Raw genomic sequence first — 19,326 nt, forward strand, 5'->3', positions numbered from 1 at the left:
TCTCCGAAAGTTAGATTCAAGCCATGCCTTCAATAGACACGTCTTAACTCGAATTCTATCCGCTCATTAAGTTATTCATTTCCAACATTGGCATCAATGTCGCCATTACGATGAAAAGTACCAAACCCGCCATCAGTGCAATCAATACTGGAGTAAAAATGCCAAGTGCAATGTTGACCGTCGATTCAAAGTTTTGGTCTTGGTTATCCGCCGCTCGCGTCAACATGCTTTCAAGCTCACCACTTTGCTCACCACTGGAAATCATGTGTAGCATCATTGGTGGGAACAAGCGAGTTTGGTCGAGCGCTTTACGCAGACTTGCCCCTTCACGTACGTTGTCTGCCGCCACTAACACTTGTTGTTTCACATAACGGTTCGACATAACGTCAACTGCCACACGCATGCCTTCAAGAATAGGAATCGCACTTGAAGTACAAATCGATAAGGTGCGAGCAAATCGCGATGTGTTCAGACCGCGAGAAATCTTGCCAATTAGCGGTAAGCTAAGAATTTTTTGGTCCCAAGCCAAGCGAAAATTTGGTTTCTGTAGTGCCAGTTTTAAACCGTAAAAGAACACCACAAAGACAACAAAAATGATTAAGCCCCATTCTTGGACAAACTCACTCGCAGACAATAGCATTTGCGTAGACTGTGGTAGCTCTTGCCCCATTTGAATGATTGGCTCAATGATTTTCGGCACCACTGAAGAAAGCAGCAACGACACAATGCCCACCGCAAACACCACCAGCACCACTGGGTAAATCATGGCTTGAAGCAGTTTAGAGCGCATCTTTTGGCGGTTTTCTACATAATCCGCCAAACGCTCTAGTACCGCGTCTAAATGACCGGACTTTTCACCAGCCGCCACCATAGATCGAAATAGCTCGTCAAACACATGTGGGTAATCACCCAAACTGTCTGCAAGCGGATAACCCTCAGTGACTTTCGAGCGCACGGCCGCAATCATTGAGCGAATACGTGGCTTTTCAGCCTGCTCTGAAACGGCTTTCAAACACTCTTCCAATGGCATGCCAGATTGCACAAGCGTTGATAGCTGACGCGTAATTAGGGCAAGCTCTGCGGTTTTGATACCACGTTTGAATCCAACTGATGCACCTGAAGACTTCGCAGCTTTGGCTTTGGCTTCCATCACCTCTACAGGGATCATGCCCTGTTCTTTTAGGCGTTGGCGCACCTGACGAGCATTATCCCCTTCAATGGTGCCTTTCTTTTGTTTGCCTTTCGCGTCTAGCGCTTTGTATTCAAATGCTGCCATTACGCTTCCTTGGTCACTCGCATCACCTCTTCAAGAGAAGTGATACCACGACTGACTTTGCTTAGGCCATCACTACGAATGCTTGGCGTGTGCGCTCGTACGGCTTTTTCAATTTCTTGTTCACCCGCTTCACTGTGGATCAGTTCTTGAACTTTCTCATCCACCATCAGCAGTTCGTGAATACCAGTACGACCGCGGTAACCTTTTTGGTTACACACTTCACAGCCTTTTGCACGATGCAGAACCAGCGATTCGTGCTCTTCCAGACCGAACAGTTTCTTCTGTTCTTTATCCGCTTCGTATGGCTCTTTACAGTCAGAACAAAGGGTACGAACTAGGCGCTGTGCTAGCACGCCCAATAGCGAAGAAGAGATCAGGAAGGGTTCAATACCCATGTCACGCAGACGAGTTATTGCGCCAACCGCGGTGTTGGTGTGTAACGTTGACATCACTAAGTGACCAGTCAAAGAGGCTTGCACGGCAATTTGTGCAGTCTCCAAGTCACGGATCTCACCAACCATCACTACATCCGGGTCTTGACGAAGAATCGCACGTAGACCACGCGCAAAGGTCATATCAACCTTAGGGTTTACCTGTGTTTGGCCGATGCCATCGATATCGAATTCGATAGGATCTTCAACAGTCAGAATGTTGCGTTCGTTGCTGTTGATCTCTTGCAAGCCCGCGTACAAGGTCGTCGACTTACCCGAACCTGTCGGACCGGTTACCAAGATAATGCCGTGAGGGCGACCAATCAAATGACGGAAGTTGTCATGCACTGAAGGGGTCATACCCAAACTATGCAGATCAAGACGAGTCGCGTTCTTATCCAGTAGACGCATTACCACACGCTCACCATGCGATGAAGGCATGGTCGATACACGCACGTCCACCGCACGACCACCGATACGCAGTGAAATACGACCATCTTGAGGTACGCGTTTTTCCGCAATATCCAGCTTCGCCATAACCTTCACACGAGAAACCAGCAAAGGTGCTAGCTTGCGGCTCGGGGTTAAGACTTCACGCAATACACCATCGACACGGAAACGAATCGAAAGGGTTTTCTCGAACGTCTCAATATGGATATCCGACGCCCCTTCTTTGATCGCTTCACCCAACATGGCGTTAATCAATTTGATGATTGGCGCATCATCTTCCGATTCCAACAAATCTTCGTCGTGAGGCAGTTCTTCTGCTAATGAGAAGAAGTCATCACTGTCTGCGCCAATGTCTTCCATCAACTGACGGGCTTCAGAAGAATCACGTTGATAAGCTTCAGTGAGCTTTTTATCGAACGCTTCTTTGTCCATCACTTGAGGAATAAAGTTTTGTTTCAGTACTCGACGTACTTCAACCAGAGCCGCAGGGTTAAGCGGCTCTACGTAATACAGAATTGGAGGGCGCTCAGGGTGCTCCGTCTCCAAAACCAGTTTAAAGCGATTGGCAAAACTGAATGGCAGACGGCGCATACTTGGCGCTGTGTCTAACATATCAACCATTATTCTTTACCATCTGATCAATGAACGCTTGGATTTCAGCAGGATGCTTACGATCTTGACCAAACTCAGGAATCACTGGGATATTTGAGTCGTCCATTAGCTTCAAGCCTTCTTGCGCTTTGTATAACTGCTCTGCACGAATGAAGTTGTATTTACGCTGAGTAATACCATCTGCCGTCATACCATCACGGATGATGGTTGGTTTGATGAATACCATCAGGTTGCGCTTCTCAGTTTGCGTACTGGTTGATTTGAACAGTTGACCAATCACTGGGATATCACCCAGTAGCGGTACTTTAGATTCACTCTCCAGAGCACGTTCATCGACGAGACCACCAAGCACAAGCATTTGGCCATCTTGGATCATCACAGAGGTGTTTAGCTGACGCTTAGCAAAACGTACGTCAACCGCACCATTTGCACCCAAAACGTTAGACACTTCTTGCTCAATGTTTAGCTGAACTGAGTCACCTTCGTTGATTTGAGGAACCACTTTCAGTTTAATACCGACTTCTTTACGATCGACCGTTTGGAATGGGTTATCGTTGTTTGAGCCAGCTGTCGAGCCTGTAATTACAGGCACCTCTTCACCAACGATGAAGGACGCTTCACCGTTATCCATCACTGTAATGCTTGGAGAAGATAGGATGTTTGAGTTTGAATCCGATGACACAGCGGTAATCAACGCCGTCCAGTCACCCATCATGATGCTCATTGCCGCACCATTAACACCACCAAGTGCAGCGGCTAGTGTCGAATAGTCGCCCTCTTCCGTGTAGTTTCGGGTTTCCCATTTATTGGTGTCACTATTCCAATAACTCTCTTCTTTAGTTGTGTCTTTCGCTTCTTCAAGACCAACCATGACATTACCGATTTGTGCGCCAGTGTTGCCGTATTGGATCACTGCGCCGGTTTCTAGGTTACCCCATTGGACACCTAGGTTGATGCCGTCACCTTCTGACATTTCCACGATGAGCGCTTCAATCAGAACCTGTGCACGACGAATATCAAGCTGAGCGATCACATCTTGCAGTGCCATCATAATATCTGGCGGCGCAGTCAAAACTAGCGAGTTGGTTGCTTCGTGAGCGGCAATCACCACTTCACCACGCTGTGCACTTGATGCGCCTTTTTGACCTGCTTGCTTCTCAGCCTGTAGGTTGTCAGATACACCTTTTAGTACATCAACTAGGTCTTCCGCTTTCGCGTACTTTAGGTAAACCACGCGGTTATTGCCTTTGGTCGCCATTTCAACGTCAAGTTGACGAATCAAACGCTTCAGACGTGCACGAACTTTAGGGTCACCAGAAATCAGGATGGAGTTAGTACGCTCATCCGCTACGATTTTTGGTTCTAGGAATTCAGGCGTACTCTTTTGGTTGGTCGTTTTGTTCAGGGCATCAACGATACGCACCATCTCAGAAGCAGACGCATTGCGCAGCTCTACGACTTCAATTTCTTTGTCACCCGCTTGGTCAACGCGCTTGATGATTTCCGCTAGGCGGTTTACTACCGCAGCGCGACCCGTGATCAAGATGATGTTAGCTGGATCGTAGTGCACCACGTTACCGGCACCTGCGTTATCAATCAGTTGACGCAGTAGCGGAGAAAGTTCACGAACCGACACATTACGCACCGCAACCACACGGGTAATCACGCTGTCGCCTTGCGCACTGTCATCACCCAAAACCGGGATTGCTGACGTTTTTGAATCTTTCGCTTTGATGACTTTCAACACACCATTGTCCATTTCGACAACGGCATAACCGTACACTTCCAGAACGTTCAAGAAGAAGCTGTAGTACTGCTTTTCGTTAAGAACGTCGTAACTACGTACGTCAATCTTACCGCGTACAGACGGGTCAACGATGATGGTCTTCTCTAGATTGCGACCAACAATATTGATGAATTCTTGAATATCAGTGCCTTTGAAGCTGGCACTAAACTCGTTCGCCATCGCACCCGGAGCGCAGAGTAGTGTCCCTGCAAGTAACCAAGTACTTTTGCTAAACCAATGTTTCACGTATGTCTCCCTGAACTTACGCAGCTTGCCTAAGTATTACAATTGGATATAGATGTCGTACTGCTGGCCATCGCGCTCAACAGTCAAATTCAGTTCTTGCGGATCGTTCATCACTTGCATCAGTTCTACTGAAGATGAAGGATCACTTAAATCGATCCCATTTAATTGCACCGCAATATCACCAGGTTTTAGACCGACATCATTAAACAACGCCGCATCACGACCTGGTGAGACGCGATAACCGACGATTCCTCCATCCTTTTTGACTGGAGAAATGTTGATGTACTTGAATACGCTTTGCGGATCTTTGGAAATCTCCGCACGAATTTGGTCGACCTTCTCACTCACCGCTGATGATTTATCCGCTTTCGCCGCTTGCGGGCGGGCTGCTGGACGTGTTTCAGACAGTTTGCTGTACTCGATACCTTCGAGCATTAGGGTTTCATCACGGCCTTGGTTGTCAATGATCACACGATCGACCAATACCGCTTTTAATTCTGCACGTGTGCCATCAATTTCTTCGCCGATCCCATAAGTGGCTTGCTTGCCTCGATTGGCGATCACCGCTAGGCTCGTTTTTGCGTTGCTGCTCGCAACTGCACCAACAAGTGTTAGGTTTAAGCGAGTTTTAGGCGCATCTTGCACAACAGGTTGTTCTACTACGACCGGCTTTTGCTCGGTGTACTTTCCGAACAAGTTCGCATTTTGAAGGGCGTTGAAATCAATCGCGTCCTTTTTATTCGTAGACGCAACAGCACCTGCTGATGGCTTCCATTGAGTCACATCAGAAGTTTGAGGCATTGCTAGCCACACCACTTTACCCAATATCCAACCTGTCATTGCTATGAATAGACAAGTTAAGAACAAACTGAGTTTCGCTTGTATGGTGTGATTGTTGGACTTAATCTGAGCCAGTAGCGGGCTGCTTGCTAATCCTGCACTTAGCTCTAAACGCTTCACTGAATTGATTCCTTTATTCTGACGTCGGCCGACCTTAAGTATAAGTAAAGATTGTCGACTCTATCTTGCTAAAATTGCAATAAAATTACTACTCAACAAAGAGCAGTGAACTATATCACAAGTTCCTTTTCATACCTTTTTCTTATGCAGTTTTTGCCAACTCCCTTGAAAAAAAACAGCCTTGGCTCCATCTGTAGGTGAATAATCCACCAGTCACTGCATCATTCTTGCAGTGATTAGATAGTGTAGAGTCGTATGAGTTCCACAAATGAAGCCGTAAGGCTAGATAAATGGTTATGGGCTGCCAGATTTTATAAGACCCGTTCCATCGCACGCAATATGGTCGATGGCGGTAAAGTCCACTATAATGGGCAACGAAGCAAACCAAGCAAAATCGTTGAGTTGGGTGCTGAGATTCGTCTTCGCCAAGGTAATGAAGAGAAGACGGTGATCATCGAGAAAATCTCTGATCGTCGAATGGGCGCGCCAATCGCTCAAACGCTCTATCGCGAAACTGACGAGAGCGTTAGCCAACGCGAAGAGTTCGCGAAACAGCGTAAACTCAACGCCCACAACCCTAGTCCGGAACGCCGCCCAGACAAAAAGCAGCGCCGCGACATCATTAAGTTCAAACACCAATAAAAGCCGGAATTACCGACGAGGAAAGCACTCCATGGCAAATAATGTTTTAAACCGCTACCTATTTGAAGATCTTTCTGTACGTGGCGAGTTGGTTCAATTGGATGAAGCATACCAACGTATTATCTCCAGCAAGGAATATCCGGCAGCACTGCAAAAACTGTTGGGTGAGCTACTCGTTTCAACCACACTTTTAACTGCAACTTTGAAGTTCGAAGGCTCAATCACTATCCAACTACAAGGTGATGGCCCTGTATCTTTGGCAGTCATCAACGGCGACCACGATCAGAAGATCCGTGGCGTAGCTCGTTGGGAAGGCGATATTGCTGATGACGCAACGCTGCATGAAATGATGGGTAAAGGTTACCTAGTGATCACCATCGAGCCGAAAAAAGGCGAACGCTACCAAGGCGTGGTTGGCCTAGAAGGTGAAACACTGGCTGACGTTATCGAAGGCTACTTCGCAAACTCAGAGCAGCTAAAAACGCGTTTGTGGATCCGCACTGGTGAGCACGAAGGCAAAAAGCATGCGGCAGGTATGATGATCCAGGTAATGCCAGACGGTACAGGTACACCTGAAGACTTTGAACACCTAGAGCAACTAACAGCAACGGTTAAGAACGAAGAGCTGTTCACGCTACCAGCAAATGAACTGCTTTACCGTCTATACAACCAAGACTCAGTTCGTCTATACGAGCCACAACCTGTGGAATTCCACTGTGGTTGTTCTCGCGAGCGCAGTGGCGCGGCGATCATCACAGTTGATAAAACTGAAATTTATGACATTTTGGCAGAAGAAGGCACAATTTCTTTACATTGTGATTACTGCGGCACGTCATACACGTTCGACGAACCTGAAATTACCGAACTGTATACGCAAGCAACTTCCGGCAATAAAACCGTGCATTAATTTTCATAGCTTAACAAGCATGTAATTTACCCATCAAAAGGCCAGCATCACGCTGGCCTTTTTGTGATCAAACCCTCGTATAACTTAGCCTCCCACGTAATAAAGCAACCGCTTAATTTTAAATAATTAATAATTCTTTTGCCCTAGCGCAAAGGTTTGCGGCCACGATAAACTATTCGCACCAATATGTGACGGGTTACCTAAAACCACACTGAAATCATGGATAATTTTTGAACTATATCCCTGTTTTCTCCCCGCCCCGTTGCTAGCATGGTGAGCAGATAAAAATTAAAACATTCTTACAAAATCCCTACAAAAATCCTTATAAGGAGCACCTATGACCGTTATGGAACATACAAAGGCTGCAACACTTGATCTAACCAAACACGGACTGCACAACGTTAAAGAGGTTGTTCGCAACCCAAGCTACGAAATGCTGTTTGAGGAAGAGACCCGTGCTGACCTAACAGGTTATGAACGTGGTGTGGTTACAGAACTCGGCGCGGTTGCCGTAGACACTGGTATCTTTACTGGTCGCTCACCAAAAGATAAGTACATTGTTAAAGATGCAACGACAGAAGAACACATGTGGTGGACTTCTGACGCAGTGAAAAATGACAACAAACCAATCAACAAAGAAGTATGGGACGACCTAAAAGAGCTAGTGACCAACCAGCTTTCAGGCAAGCGTCTATTTGTGATTGACGGTTATTGTGGTGCAAACCCAGACACTCGTTTGAGCATTCGAGTGATCACCGAAGTAGCGTGGCAAGCACACTTCGTGAAAAACATGTTCATTCGCCCAACAGAAGAAGAGTTGGCAACGTTTGAACCTGATTTTGTGGTAATGAACGGTGCGAAGTGCACCAACGAGAAGTGGGAAGAGCATGGTCTGAACTCTGAAAACTTCACTGTGTTCAACCTAACAGAGCGCACTCAGTTGATCGGTGGTACTTGGTACGGCGGCGAAATGAAGAAAGGCATGTTCGCAATGATGAACTACTTCCTTCCGCTAAAAGACATCGCATCAATGCACTGTAGTGCAAACATGGGTGAAGAAGGCGATGTTGCGATCTTCTTCGGTCTATCTGGCACAGGTAAAACTACCCTATCTACCGATCCTAAACGTGCACTAATTGGTGATGACGAGCACGGTTGGGATGACGACGGCGTGTTCAACTTCGAAGGCGGCTGTTACGCGAAAACCATCAAGCTATCGAAAGAAGCTGAGCCTGATATCTACAACGCCATCCGCCGTGACGCACTACTAGAGAACGTAACGGTTCGTAGCGATGGTTCTATCGACTTTGATGACGGTTCTAAGACTGAAAACACTCGTGTGTCTTACCCACTGCATCACATCGACAACATCGTTAAGCCAGTATCGAAAGGCGGTCACGCAAACAAAGTGATTTTCCTATCGGCTGATGCATTCGGCGTTCTTCCTCCGGTTTCTAAACTGACTCCTGAGCAAACTAAGTACCACTTCTTGTCTGGCTTTACCGCTAAGCTAGCGGGTACTGAGCGCGGCATCACTGAACCAACGCCAACCTTCTCAGCATGTTTTGGTGCAGCATTCCTAACTCTACACCCAACTAAGTACGCAGAAGTGCTAGTGAAACGTATGGAAGCAGCAGGCGCAGAAGCTTACCTAGTCAACACCGGCTGGAACGGCAGCGGCAAACGTATCTCTATCCAAGATACACGCGGCATCATTGATGCGATCCTTGATGGCTCGATTGAAGAAGCGAAAACTAAGCACATTCCAATCTTCAACCTAGAAGTGCCAACTTCGCTACCAGGTGTGGATCCAGGCATCCTTGACCCACGTGATACCTACGTTGACCCACTACAATGGGAAAGCAAAGCGAAAGACCTAGCAGAGCGCTTCATCAACAACTTTGATAAGTACACTGACAACGCAGAAGGTAAATCACTAGTGGCAGCTGGCCCTCAGCTAGACTAAGCCACTCGCTAAGCCTTCGTGACTTAGCTACAAAAATAATCTTCAAGCCCCTCTTTTGAGGGGCTTTTTATTGAATCCAACCTGAGATTGATACAAGCTTAAGCCTATCTAAGTAAGTCGATACTCACTTACTCCAATTTACAGACAGGTTTTGGCAGGGATGAAAACAGCAGGTCGAATTCTACTTCTTATCGTCATACTGGCGATCGCGATTCCAGCCGTCTTTGTGGGCATGCTGACCACCTCTTATTCTCGCCAAACGTGGAACCTGTTTTCCGATCTAGTCGACTTGCCACTGCAAGCAGACAACGTTCAATACGAGTTTCCTTACCACCTAACCCTTAGTGGGATAGCGATCAAACAAGACAAATTACCCTTCATCGAGCAAGTCGATCTATGGCTAAACCCTGATGTTCGTCGCGATGGAAAATGGATTGTCGATAGCCTGTTGATTGATGGACTGAGCCTGCAGCAAGGTATGCCAACAATGCCAAAGCTCAACAATGTCTACTTCCACCAAATCGCCTTAAAGAACATCGATTACGCCGATGATGCATTCAGCATTAATGGCTTGAACGTCCAAATCCAAGACCCTACTTGGTCAAGTGACACGCAGCAAATGCCTTATGGCGAGGTTCAACTCTCTGCCGAACAATTGTATTGGAATGGTGAAGCTTTCAATAAACTGCTTGTCGATGCGGACTACAAAGCGCAAGACAGCACACTTTATGGCGCATCGTTTAAATGGCGTGGCAGTGAAGTCTCTGGTCAAGGCGAACAATACCCACAAGGTTGGTCGTTGATTAACGTGACCGTTGATAAGCTGAAAATCGACAATCTACAACTGCAATCCTTACTTGCCAAACCATGGCAAGCGTTGCCCGTTAATATCAACCATATAAACAGCCTCGATCTGCTCAATGCAGATATCGAATACGGAGACTGGCATTGGCAAAACCTTGAGTTATCGGTAGAAAACGCCTCGCTCCCGTTGTCATTGTGGAGCACAACGGCACAGATTTCTCTGCAAGCTGACAGTGTCAGTTTCCAAGACCAAACCGCGGTTGAGCCTCGTTTAAACGCCCAACTCAAGCCAGGGGCTGTCAAATTGCAAGAACTGAGCTTGGATTGGCAGCAAGGTAGCGTTCAGGTATCTGGCGACTTCGAACCTGACCATTGGAAAATCAACAATGCGACCATCAGCGGCTTAAAATGGGCTATCCAACCAGATGACAAGACCGACTGGTGGCAAAAAGCCACAGAGAAGCTCCAGCAAGTCGATGTGAAGCAGTTAGAGATAGAACGCAGCCAAGTTATCCAGTTATCCAAACAACCTTACTGGCAGCTTTCTGGCTTGAATTTGGAAGGTGACCAGCTCGAAGTTAAACACAGCAATGGTCACTGGGGCATTTGGAGCGGCAAGCTTGATGCCAGCGTCGTCAACGCGAGTTACGACCAAGTCATCACCTCACACGCAGCGATTTCAACCCAGAGTGACAATGGCTTCTGGCAACTGACACGCTTATTTGCCCCGTTAGAGCAAGGCTATATCGAAGGCCTAGGGCAAATCGATCTCAGCACCACCAGCCAACCTTGGGCGCTTAACCTCAATGCGGATGGTATTCCACTGCAGTTACTTCATCCATACTTACCAACGGCACTAGCGGTCAATGGCTTCTCTGACTTAAGTCTTGATTTAAAAGGCTTGGCAGGCGATCAAAACATGCTTGCTTACAGCTTATCGGGAGAAGTGGAAGCTAACCTACGCGATACCACCTTGAAGTCACAAGCAAATGAGTCGCTCAAGGCAATCACCTTCAGCCCATTGCGCTTAAAGGCTCAGCGCGGCGAAGTGAAGCTAGAACCCGTGACCATTTCCGGCAAAGCTATCTCAGGTAAGCTATCTGGAGAGTTTGATATGGCGAACAACCCACTGAGCGGCGTGAGCTATCAACTTAGAGAATCGTGTGGAATGCTCAAAGGTGATGTGCTGAGTGGCGAAGTTGCAACAAATGAGTGCCTAAACAAACCAAAGCAGACAGAGCCAGTGGAACCAAAACAGAGCGCTCCCGAAGCAACCGGCGTGACAAACATCGACGCAATCAACATCGAACAACCTGAAGAAGAGTTAAGTGAGGAAGTGGCAGAAGAAAAAGAGTCGACCACAGCTGCGCACTCTGAAGAGCAACTTATCACAGAACAAAAAGGCTCAGACCTTGTAGAAAAATCATCGAAAGAAAGCGAGAACTCAGCTATCGATGAAACCTAGGCAGAACAAGGCGCATCTGAAAACCAAGATGCGCCGCAAGAAATACCAAAGTCTGAGAATCTAACAGCTGAGTAGCTTAGAGTAATTTGGCAGCAGCATGTACGTACCGACAAAATCCACCGCTGGCACATCTCCACTGTAAATCACTACGTGGATAACAATACGCGCTTTACGACCTGAAGCGAGCCTATCCAAGTCGCCACTGATACCATCTAATGACGTGCTTGCGACTGGGTTCTCTTCAACAGGATGGCGATAACGAATCGAGCTATCCGCCAACACAATATCACCGTGTAAACCGCGTTCTTTCATCAGCAACCACGTCATGCCCCAGCCAGTTAGCGTTGCTAAGGTAAACGCAGAACCAGCAAACATGGTGTTGTGCGGGTTCAGGTTAGGGTTGAGCTGCGCGCTGCATTCAAACTGATAACCAGTGTACTGGTTGATTTTGATGCCCATTTTATCCGCAATCGGGATCTGCGCTTCCCAACGTTGTTGCAACTCGGTACACCAATCTGGGCGACGCAATACATCGGCCATTGGATCAAGCTGTTTGACCATTTGTTGGTGGCGCACGGGGCCGCGCTCGTCGGTCAGTTCGCCGCGACGCTCAAAGCCATTTTTCTCATAGAACGCAATCGCGTCTTCACGAGCATTACATACCAGACGCTTCGCCCCTTCCTGACGAGCTAACGACTCAAGCGCCACCAGCACTAATGAGCCCATGCCTTTGCTACGACGATTGTTCTTCACCGCCATGTAGCGGATCTGACCATCATTATCAGGGGTAATGTATAAACGCCCAATCGCCATCGGACGACCACGACTGTCGGTAATCATGCGGTGATGGCTCATGCCATCGTACTCATCACGCTCGGAGCCTACTGGCATACGCCAAGGTTCGCGCAGCAACTGCCAACGAAATTGATAGTACTTGTTGAGCTGATTTTCTGTTTTTGGAGTTATGAGTTTGAACATATCAATCCTTTGAAAGTACAAATCAAATGAAAGCCTTAGAGGAAAATACCCAAGCAAATTCAATTCACTTGGGCTTAAAGCTTAGACCATGATGTTGTGGTTGCCAGATTAGACCTGTAGCCAAAAAGTCACTGGACCGTCATTAATTAATGACACTTTCATATCCGCTGCGAAGCGGCCGCGTTGTGTTGGCAGTTCTTGCTCACACAAGTCAGAGAAGTAGTCATACAGACGTTCTGCATCCGCAGGGTGCGCACCACGAGAAAAGCCTGCGCGAGTGCCTTTTTTGGTATCCGCTGGTAACGTAAATTGAGACACCACCAAAACCTTACCGTTCACTTGTTTGACGTTAAGGTTCATTTTGCCTTCATCGTCTTCAAACACACGATAGGTGGTTACGCGCTCCATCAAACGTTTTGCTTTTGCTTCATCATCGTCCTTCTCTACGCCAAGTAGGACAAGTAGACCTTGGTCGATTTCACCGACAACTTCACCGTCTACACGAACGGCGGCTTCACTGACTCGTTGAATTAGCGCTATCACGACTCTCGCTTCCTTCATCTGTTAATTGCAATTCAGCGGTCGAGTGTATCATTTCTAGGTCGTCACTCCAGTGCTCTCTTTCGCCCAGAGCAGCAGTGACTTCCGCGCCAATCAATACGATCAGCCAGCACAGATACACCCACACAAACAGGATCGGAATCGCAGCGAGCGCACCGTAAATCAGCTGATATGACGGAAATTGAGTAATGTAGAAGGCAAAGCCTTTCTTGCTCAATTCAAACAGCACAGCGGCAATGGCAGCACCAACCGCACCATGGGATAGATAAACCTTTTTATTTGGTACTAAGAAGTACAGCCCCATGAACGCAAAGAAGGACAACAATAGAGGCAACCAGCGTAAAAACAGGTTATATGCGCCCGATAAGGTTTCGTTTTCAATCAGCTTTAGCGATGTCACATAGGAAGTTGCAGCAATACTCGCGCCCACTAAGATAGGGCCAAGCGTCAACACCATCCAATACATAGAGAAAGAGAACACAGGACGACGTTTGTCTTTCACTCTCCAAATGTAGTTTAAGTTTTTGTCGATATTCGAAATCAGCATCAAAGCGGCAACAAACAAAAATGCACCACCCACGGCGGTCATTTTGCCTGTGTTTGAGACAAACTCTTGTAGCGCAGTTCTTACTGCATCTCCAGAAGCTGGGACAAAGTTATCAATGATGTAACCTTGCAAGGTTTCACCCACATTCTCAAACACCGGAAACTTCGACAATATCGATAAAAGTACCGTCAACATTGGCACAATAGACAACAAAGTGATGTAAGCTAGATAGCCTGCATTAACGTTAACGCGATCGTGCGTCATACGCTTGAGCAAATATTTGAAAAACGCGACGCTCCCCGGCACGAGCTTGCTCAATCTCACCTTGTAACTCTCTGATAACTGGTTCATAGTTCATCCCATAAATTAGCGTCGAGGACATAAGAATGCCTTATTTATTAGCAATTGTACTATCAATTTTCACTTTGACAGGATGTCAGTCCGCATATTATTCAGCAATGGAACAAGTGGGTTACCACAAACGTGACATTATGGTTGATCGCGTAGAAGACGCCAAAGAATCGCAACAAGACGCACAAGAAGAGTTCACCAGTGCTTTAGAAGCCCTTTCTGCTCTAACCAACTTTGACGGCGGTGAACTAGAAAGCGTCTACAACAACATTAACGATAAATACGAAGACAGCGAAAAAGCGGCGCAAGATGTGCGTGACCGCATTGCTGCAATTGAAGATGTATCGGATGCTCTGTTTGAGGAATGGCAAGGCGAATTAGACCTGTACACCAGTGCCAAACTACGTCGCTCTAGCGAACAGAAACTGCGTGAGACAAAAGCATCTTACAAAACCATGCTTAGCGCGATGAAGCGTGCGGAAGACAAGATGACGCCAGTATTGAACACACTGCGTGACAACACGCTTTATCTAAAGCATAACTTGAACGCAAGCGCGATTGGCTCATTGAAAGGTGAATTCTCTAGCCTAGAGAAAGACATCCAATACGCGATTAAGCAGATGAATGCTGCGATTGCTGAGTCAGATAAGTTCTTGCAGCAACTGAATCAAAAGTAATTCGATAAAGCCTCCTCCTCGTGAGGAGGTTTTACTATCTAGCGACCAAAACTCATTTCTTCGCTAGGTGTGCTGAATACCTACCGAGCTCTAATCACCTTTCTCACCTTCCACCTCGGCCACTAAGCCCATTACTTGTCGAACAAACGCCACTCGTTCTTCCACACTTCCCCATGGTACTTCGACTACTTCGTAACCCAGTTCCACATAGGTATCGACTAGGGTTTGATGGATTTGTAGCGCCTCTTCAAAGCTATGTGGACGCACATCGTCTTGAACATAGATTGATGCCTCAGGCCGACAAGTAAGCACCTTACTCTGGTACCCAGCACTCTCAGTCAAGAATGCCTGCTCAACAGGACAACCGCCTACTTGTAGGTATGCCACGATGTCTGGGATAGCACGGTCAACGAAAGCGACCGGATGATTCAGCGCTTCTTGCTTTTGCTTGCCCATTAACTCAAGGCATAAGTTGGCAAACTCAGGTAGGTTGGTCCAAGACAAGACGCCGTTGTCCAACTGACTTTGCTGCTCGATCAAGGTACGAGAACCTTCTGAGAAGGTGGCGTAACCCAACTCTCCCAACGCGTTCAATAAGGTAGTTTTGCCCGCACCAGGGCCACCGGTAATCACAATTGGCTTCATAGCCTCATTCCTTTAGATACAAAAAAACCCGAGCGAAACTCGGGTTTTTCTTAATAGAATCCGTTACAGCAGATTATTTTGCTGAACGTGAAGCACGCTTACGATCGCTTTCCGTTAGGAATTTCTTACGGATACGGATGCTTTCAGGTGTTACTTCTACTAGTTCGTCATCATCGATAAACTCTAGTGCTTGCTCAAGAGTCATCTTGATTGGCGGAGTAAGAACCTGTGCGTCATCTGTACCAGATGCACGAACGTTAGTTAGCTGCTTACCTTTCAGTGCGTTTACTGTTAGGTCGTTGTCGCGGCTGTGAATACCGATAACCATGCCTTCGTAAACTTCAACACCGTGACCGATAAATAGACGACCACGTTCTTGTAGGTTAAACAGTGCGTTTGTTAGCGCTTTACCCATCGCGTTCGCGATTAGTACACCGTTAACACGTTGACCGATGTTACCGCCTTTGTGTGGGCCGTAGTGGTCAAATGTATGGTATAGAAGACCAGAACCTGAAGTCAGTGTCATGAATTCAGTTTGGAAACCGATAAGACCACGTGATGGCATTTCGAAGTCCATACGTACACGGCCTTTACCATCTGGAGACATGTCTTTCAGCTCACCTTTACGTAGGCCGATGTTCTCCATGATGCCGCCTTGGTGCTCTTCCATAACGTCGATCGTTACAGTCTCGAACGGTTCCATTAGCTGACCATCTTCTTCTTTGATGATTACTTCTGGACGAGATACAGCAAGCTCGAAGCCTTCACGACGCATGTTTTCGATCAGGATAGAAAGGTGAAGTTCACCACGACCTGATACGCGGAATTTGTCTGGATCGTCTGTTTGCTCAACGCGTAGTGCAACGTTGTGTACCAATTCTTTCTCTAGACGCTCAAGGATGTTACGTGAAGTCACGAACTTACCTTCTTTACCAGCGAATGGAGACGTGTTTACTTGGAACGTCATCGTTACTGTTGGTTCATCAACAGAAAGCGCAGGTAGTGCTTCTACTGCGTTTTGTGCACAGATAGTGTCAGAGATTTTTAGCTCACCAAGGCCAGTGATTGCAACGATATCACCCGCGTTCGCTTGCTCAACTTCGTGACGATCTAGGCCTAGGTAGCCCATTACTGTGCCCACTTTACCGTTGCGAGTTTTACCGTCAGCACCGATAACTGTTACTTGTTGGTTTGGCTTAACGCTACCACGAGTTACACGAGCAACACCGATAACACCAACGTAAGAGCTGTAATCTAGCTGAGAAACTTGCATCTGTAGAGGACCGTCTAGGTCAACTTGAGGTGCAGTTACTTCTTCAACGATAGTTTGGAACAGTGGTTCCATGTTCTCGCCAGTTTCGCCTTCTTCTAGTGCAGCCCAACCGTTAAGTGCTGAAGCGTAAACTACTTTAAAGTCTAGCTGTTCGTCAGTTGCACCTAGGTTGTCGAATAGGTCGAATACTTGGTCCATAACCCAATCAGGACGAGCACCAGGACGGTCAATCTTGTTGATTACAACGATTGGCTTAAGACCGTGAGCGAATGCTTTTTGCGTTACGAAACGCGTTTGCGGCATTGGGCCGTCAACTGCGTCAACGATAAGTAGTACTGAATCTACCATCGACATGATACGTTCTACTTCACCACCGAAGTCCGCGTGTCCCGGAGTATCTACGATGTTGATGCGGTAGTCATTCCAGTTAATTGCTGTGTTTTTAGCAAGAATGGTAATGCCACGCTCTTTCTCAATGTCGTTCGAGTCCATGACTCGCTCTTCAGCTTCACCGCGAGACTCTAGCGTGCCTGATTGTTGTAGCAGCTTGTCAACCAACGTTGTTTTACCGTGGTCAACGTGCGCGATAATCGCGATATTTCTTAATTTATCAATCTGTGGAGTAGCCATGGATATTGATTCACTTAGATAGATGAAATGCCCCCATGCCGAGAACGGGTGCTCTCTGGCGACATTTGCTGATTAAAAAAACGGCCATAATGTACCAGATTTTAGCAAAAAGCCTAGAAATATGTGATCTACTCCTTAGCTTTTCTATCAATTTTACGCTTAGCGCCCACTTTCTTCCGTTACTCGAATTGATTCAACGCAATTTTATTCCAATCGTTGCTTATTACAAATTGACTCTTGCTCAAAATCTGGGCTAGATAAGCAACGTGATTGTCACATTGTGGTGCAATAATTTAAATTAGCACCAATATGGTGCAATCAGAGATCATTTTGGTGCAAACGTTTGCACCAAACTAGTATCTAAAAACTTAATTCCTTGAAATTAATGGAATAATTTTTTTGGCACGGTTTTGGCTTTAGAGAAACCAGCATCGATTAATAAAATGTCAAACAGATTAATCAATGCTGGATTTAATCAAATTTTCATAAATCGAGCTTACCGCTTTATTAACACTGGAGGTTATCCAAGATGTCAGTAGAAAACGTTTTATCACTGATCCAAGAAAACGAAGTTAAGTTTGTTGACCTACGCTTCACTGATACAAAAGGTAAAGAGCAGCACATCTCTATCCCTGCTCACCAAATCGACGCAGACTTCTTCGAAGAAGGTAAAATGTTCGATGGTTCATCAGTTGCTGGCTGGAAAGGCATTAACGAATCAGACATGGTTATGATGCCAGACGCATCTTCTGCAGTGCTTGACCCATTCACTGAAGATGCAACGCTAAACATCCGTTGTGACATCCTTGAGCCTGCAACAATGCAAGGCTACGACCGTGACCCTCGCTCTATCGCTAAACGCGCTGAAGACTTCATGCGTTCTACTGGTATTGCAGACACAGTACTTATTGGTCCTGAGCCAGAGTTCTTCCTATTTGACGACGTTAAGTTCGCGACTGACATGTCTGGTTCTTTCTTCAAGATTGACGACGTAGAAGCAGCATGGAACACAGGTTCTGATTACGAAGAAGGTAACAAAGGTCACCGTCCAGGCGTTAAAGGTGGTTACTTCCCAGTAGCTCCTGTAGATTCATCTCAAGACATCCGTTCTGCTATGTGTCTAGTAATGGAAGAGATGGGCCTAGTTGTTGAAGCGCACCACCACGAAGTAGCAACTGCGGGTCAAAACGAAATCGCAACTCGCTTCAACACGCTAACAACGAAAGCTGACGAAATCCAAATCTACAAGTACGTTGTACACAACGTTGCCCACGCGTTTGGCAAGACGGCAACATTCATGCCTAAGCCACTAGTTGGTGACAACGGTAGCGGTATGCACGTTCACCAATCTCTAGCAAAAGACGGTGTAAACCTATTTGCTGGTGACAAGTACGGCGGCCTATCTGAAACTGCACTTTACTACATCGGCGGTATCATCAAGCACGCTCGCGCAATCAACGCATTTGCTAACCCAGCAACTAACTCGTACAAGCGTCTTGTACCAGGCTTCGAAGCACCAGTAATGCTAGCTTACTCAGCTCGTAACCGTTCTGCTTCTATCCGTATCCCAGTGGTACCAAGCCCTAAAGCGCGTCGTATCGAAGTTCGTTTCGGTGACCCAGCGGCTAACCCATACCTATGTTTCGCAGCAATGCTAATGGCTGGTCTTGACGGTATTAAGAACAAGATCCACCCAGGCGAAGCGATGGATAAAGACCTTTACGACCTACCAGCTGAAGAAGCAGCAGAAATCCCAACAGTTGCATACTCACTGAAAGACGCACTAGATGAACTAGATGCTGACCGTGAGTTCCTAACAGCAGGCGGCGTATTCTCTGATGACTTCATCGATTCTTACATCGGTCTTAAGTCTCAAGATGTAGAGAAAGTAAACATGACAACTCACCCACTTGAGTTCGAACTTTACTACTCTGTATAAGGTCTCAACTGTGTAAAATGTAAACACAGAAACAAAATATTAGGCTCGCCTCGCAGGCGGGCCTTTTTTGTATTCGCTCGCCCTATATGGGCGTTTAACATGGAGGGATAACTAAAATACGCTCAAACTCTTTTACTTGATAAGTCAAAGAGCTAAGCAATCCAAACGTGAAATCATCTA

General features: G+C 46.7%; 15 protein-coding genes. 6 read left to right on the plus strand and 9 right to left on the minus strand.

From position 1 onward, the window contains the following. Positions 1–55: 55 nt before the first annotated feature. From gspF to gspC, 4 genes are read right to left on the minus strand one after another with little or no spacing between them, the layout of a single operon-like run. Positions 56–1,276, minus strand: a complete 1,221-nt coding sequence (gene gspF / locus ATB78_RS04310) for a type II secretion system inner membrane protein GspF (RefSeq protein WP_005430086.1) — start codon at positions 1,274–1,276, stop codon at positions 56–58. Beyond that, positions 1,276–2,778 (minus strand): type II secretion system ATPase GspE, encoded by a 1,503-nt coding sequence (gspE, locus tag ATB78_RS04315; protein WP_038890212.1) that lies wholly within the window; start codon positions 2,776–2,778, stop codon positions 1,276–1,278. The genes gspF and gspE overlap by 1 nt, the downstream gene beginning before the upstream one ends. Next, positions 2,771–4,801 carry a type II secretion system secretin GspD gene (gene gspD / locus ATB78_RS04320; RefSeq protein ID WP_061007893.1) on the minus strand — a complete coding sequence of 677 codons (2,031 nt, stop codon included), beginning with the start codon at positions 4,799–4,801 and terminating at the stop codon, positions 2,771–2,773. The genes gspE and gspD overlap by 8 nt, the downstream gene beginning before the upstream one ends. Positions 4,802–4,837: 36 nt before the next feature. Then, the gene (gene gspC / locus ATB78_RS04325; RefSeq protein WP_005430158.1) at positions 4,838–5,761 is read right to left on the minus strand and encodes a type II secretion system protein GspC; all 924 of its coding nucleotides are present in this window, start codon (positions 5,759–5,761) and stop codon (positions 4,838–4,840) included. A gap of 255 nt (positions 5,762–6,016) precedes the next feature. Here gspC and hslR point away from each other — a divergent pair, with 255 nt between their 5' ends. From hslR to ATB78_RS04345, 4 genes are all read left to right on the plus strand, one after another. Beyond that, on the plus strand, positions 6,017–6,403 hold the full coding sequence (hslR, locus tag ATB78_RS04330) for a ribosome-associated heat shock protein Hsp15 (protein ID WP_027726637.1): 387 nt from the start codon (positions 6,017–6,019) through the stop codon (positions 6,401–6,403). A gap of 31 nt (positions 6,404–6,434) precedes the next feature. Beyond that, complete coding sequence (hslO, locus tag ATB78_RS04335) at positions 6,435–7,310, plus strand: Hsp33 family molecular chaperone HslO (protein ID WP_005434505.1); 876 nt, start codon at positions 6,435–6,437, stop codon at positions 7,308–7,310. 337 nt (positions 7,311–7,647) lie between these two features. Continuing rightward, positions 7,648–9,276: a phosphoenolpyruvate carboxykinase (ATP) gene (gene pckA, locus ATB78_RS04340; RefSeq protein ID WP_061007894.1), complete on the plus strand. Its 1,629-nt coding sequence runs from the start codon at positions 7,648–7,650 to the stop codon at positions 9,274–9,276. A 160-nt stretch (positions 9,277–9,436) separates the two neighbouring features. Then, positions 9,437–11,545, plus strand: a complete 2,109-nt coding sequence (locus tag ATB78_RS04345; protein WP_061007895.1) for an AsmA family protein — start codon at positions 9,437–9,439, stop codon at positions 11,543–11,545. Positions 11,546–11,605: 60 nt separating this feature from the next. Here ATB78_RS04345 and ATB78_RS04350 read toward each other — a convergent pair whose 3' ends face one another. The 3 genes from ATB78_RS04350 to ATB78_RS04360 all read right to left on the minus strand — a co-directional run bounded on the left by ATB78_RS04350 (position 11,606) and on the right by ATB78_RS04360 (position 13,982). Next, positions 11,606–12,523, minus strand: coding sequence for a bifunctional GNAT family N-acetyltransferase/hotdog fold thioesterase (locus ATB78_RS04350; protein WP_005448516.1), 918 nt, complete (start codon positions 12,521–12,523; stop codon positions 11,606–11,608). 108 nt (positions 12,524–12,631) lie between these two features. Further along, positions 12,632–13,066, minus strand: a complete 435-nt coding sequence (gene dtd, locus ATB78_RS04355) for a D-aminoacyl-tRNA deacylase (protein WP_005434513.1) — start codon at positions 13,064–13,066, stop codon at positions 12,632–12,634. Continuing rightward, complete coding sequence (locus ATB78_RS04360) at positions 13,038–13,982, minus strand: virulence factor BrkB family protein (protein ID WP_005434515.1); 945 nt, start codon at positions 13,980–13,982, stop codon at positions 13,038–13,040. Before ATB78_RS04360 ends, dtd begins: the two co-directional genes overlap by 29 nt. Positions 13,983–14,017: 35 nt before the next feature. Between ATB78_RS04360 and ATB78_RS04365 the strand changes: the two genes are divergently transcribed. Continuing rightward, positions 14,018–14,659 carry a DUF2959 domain-containing protein gene (locus ATB78_RS04365; RefSeq protein ID WP_038893771.1) on the plus strand — a complete coding sequence of 214 codons (642 nt, stop codon included), beginning with the start codon at positions 14,018–14,020 and terminating at the stop codon, positions 14,657–14,659. Between the two features lie 90 nt (positions 14,660–14,749). Here the strand turns inward: ATB78_RS04365 and ATB78_RS04370 are convergent, their stop codons facing one another. Both ATB78_RS04370 and typA read right to left on the minus strand, forming a co-directional pair. Further along, positions 14,750–15,304 (minus strand): AAA family ATPase, encoded by a 555-nt coding sequence (locus ATB78_RS04370; RefSeq protein WP_061007896.1) that lies wholly within the window; start codon positions 15,302–15,304, stop codon positions 14,750–14,752. Between the two features lie 73 nt (positions 15,305–15,377). Next, a complete protein-coding gene (typA, locus tag ATB78_RS04375) occupies positions 15,378–17,207 on the minus strand; it encodes a translational GTPase TypA (RefSeq protein ID WP_005434522.1) in 1,830 nt (609 codons plus the stop codon). Positions 17,208–17,736: 529 nt separating this feature from the next. On the opposite strand from typA, the gene glnA reads away from it, so the two are divergent. After that, positions 17,737–19,146 carry a glutamate--ammonia ligase gene (gene glnA / locus ATB78_RS04385; protein WP_061007897.1) on the plus strand — a complete coding sequence of 470 codons (1,410 nt, stop codon included), beginning with the start codon at positions 17,737–17,739 and terminating at the stop codon, positions 19,144–19,146. Positions 19,147–19,326: the final 180 nt, after the last annotated feature.

The organism is Vibrio sp. CUB2 (genome assembly GCF_001557945.1).
Taxonomy (GTDB): domain Bacteria; phylum Pseudomonadota; class Gammaproteobacteria; order Enterobacterales; family Vibrionaceae; genus Vibrio; species Vibrio owensii.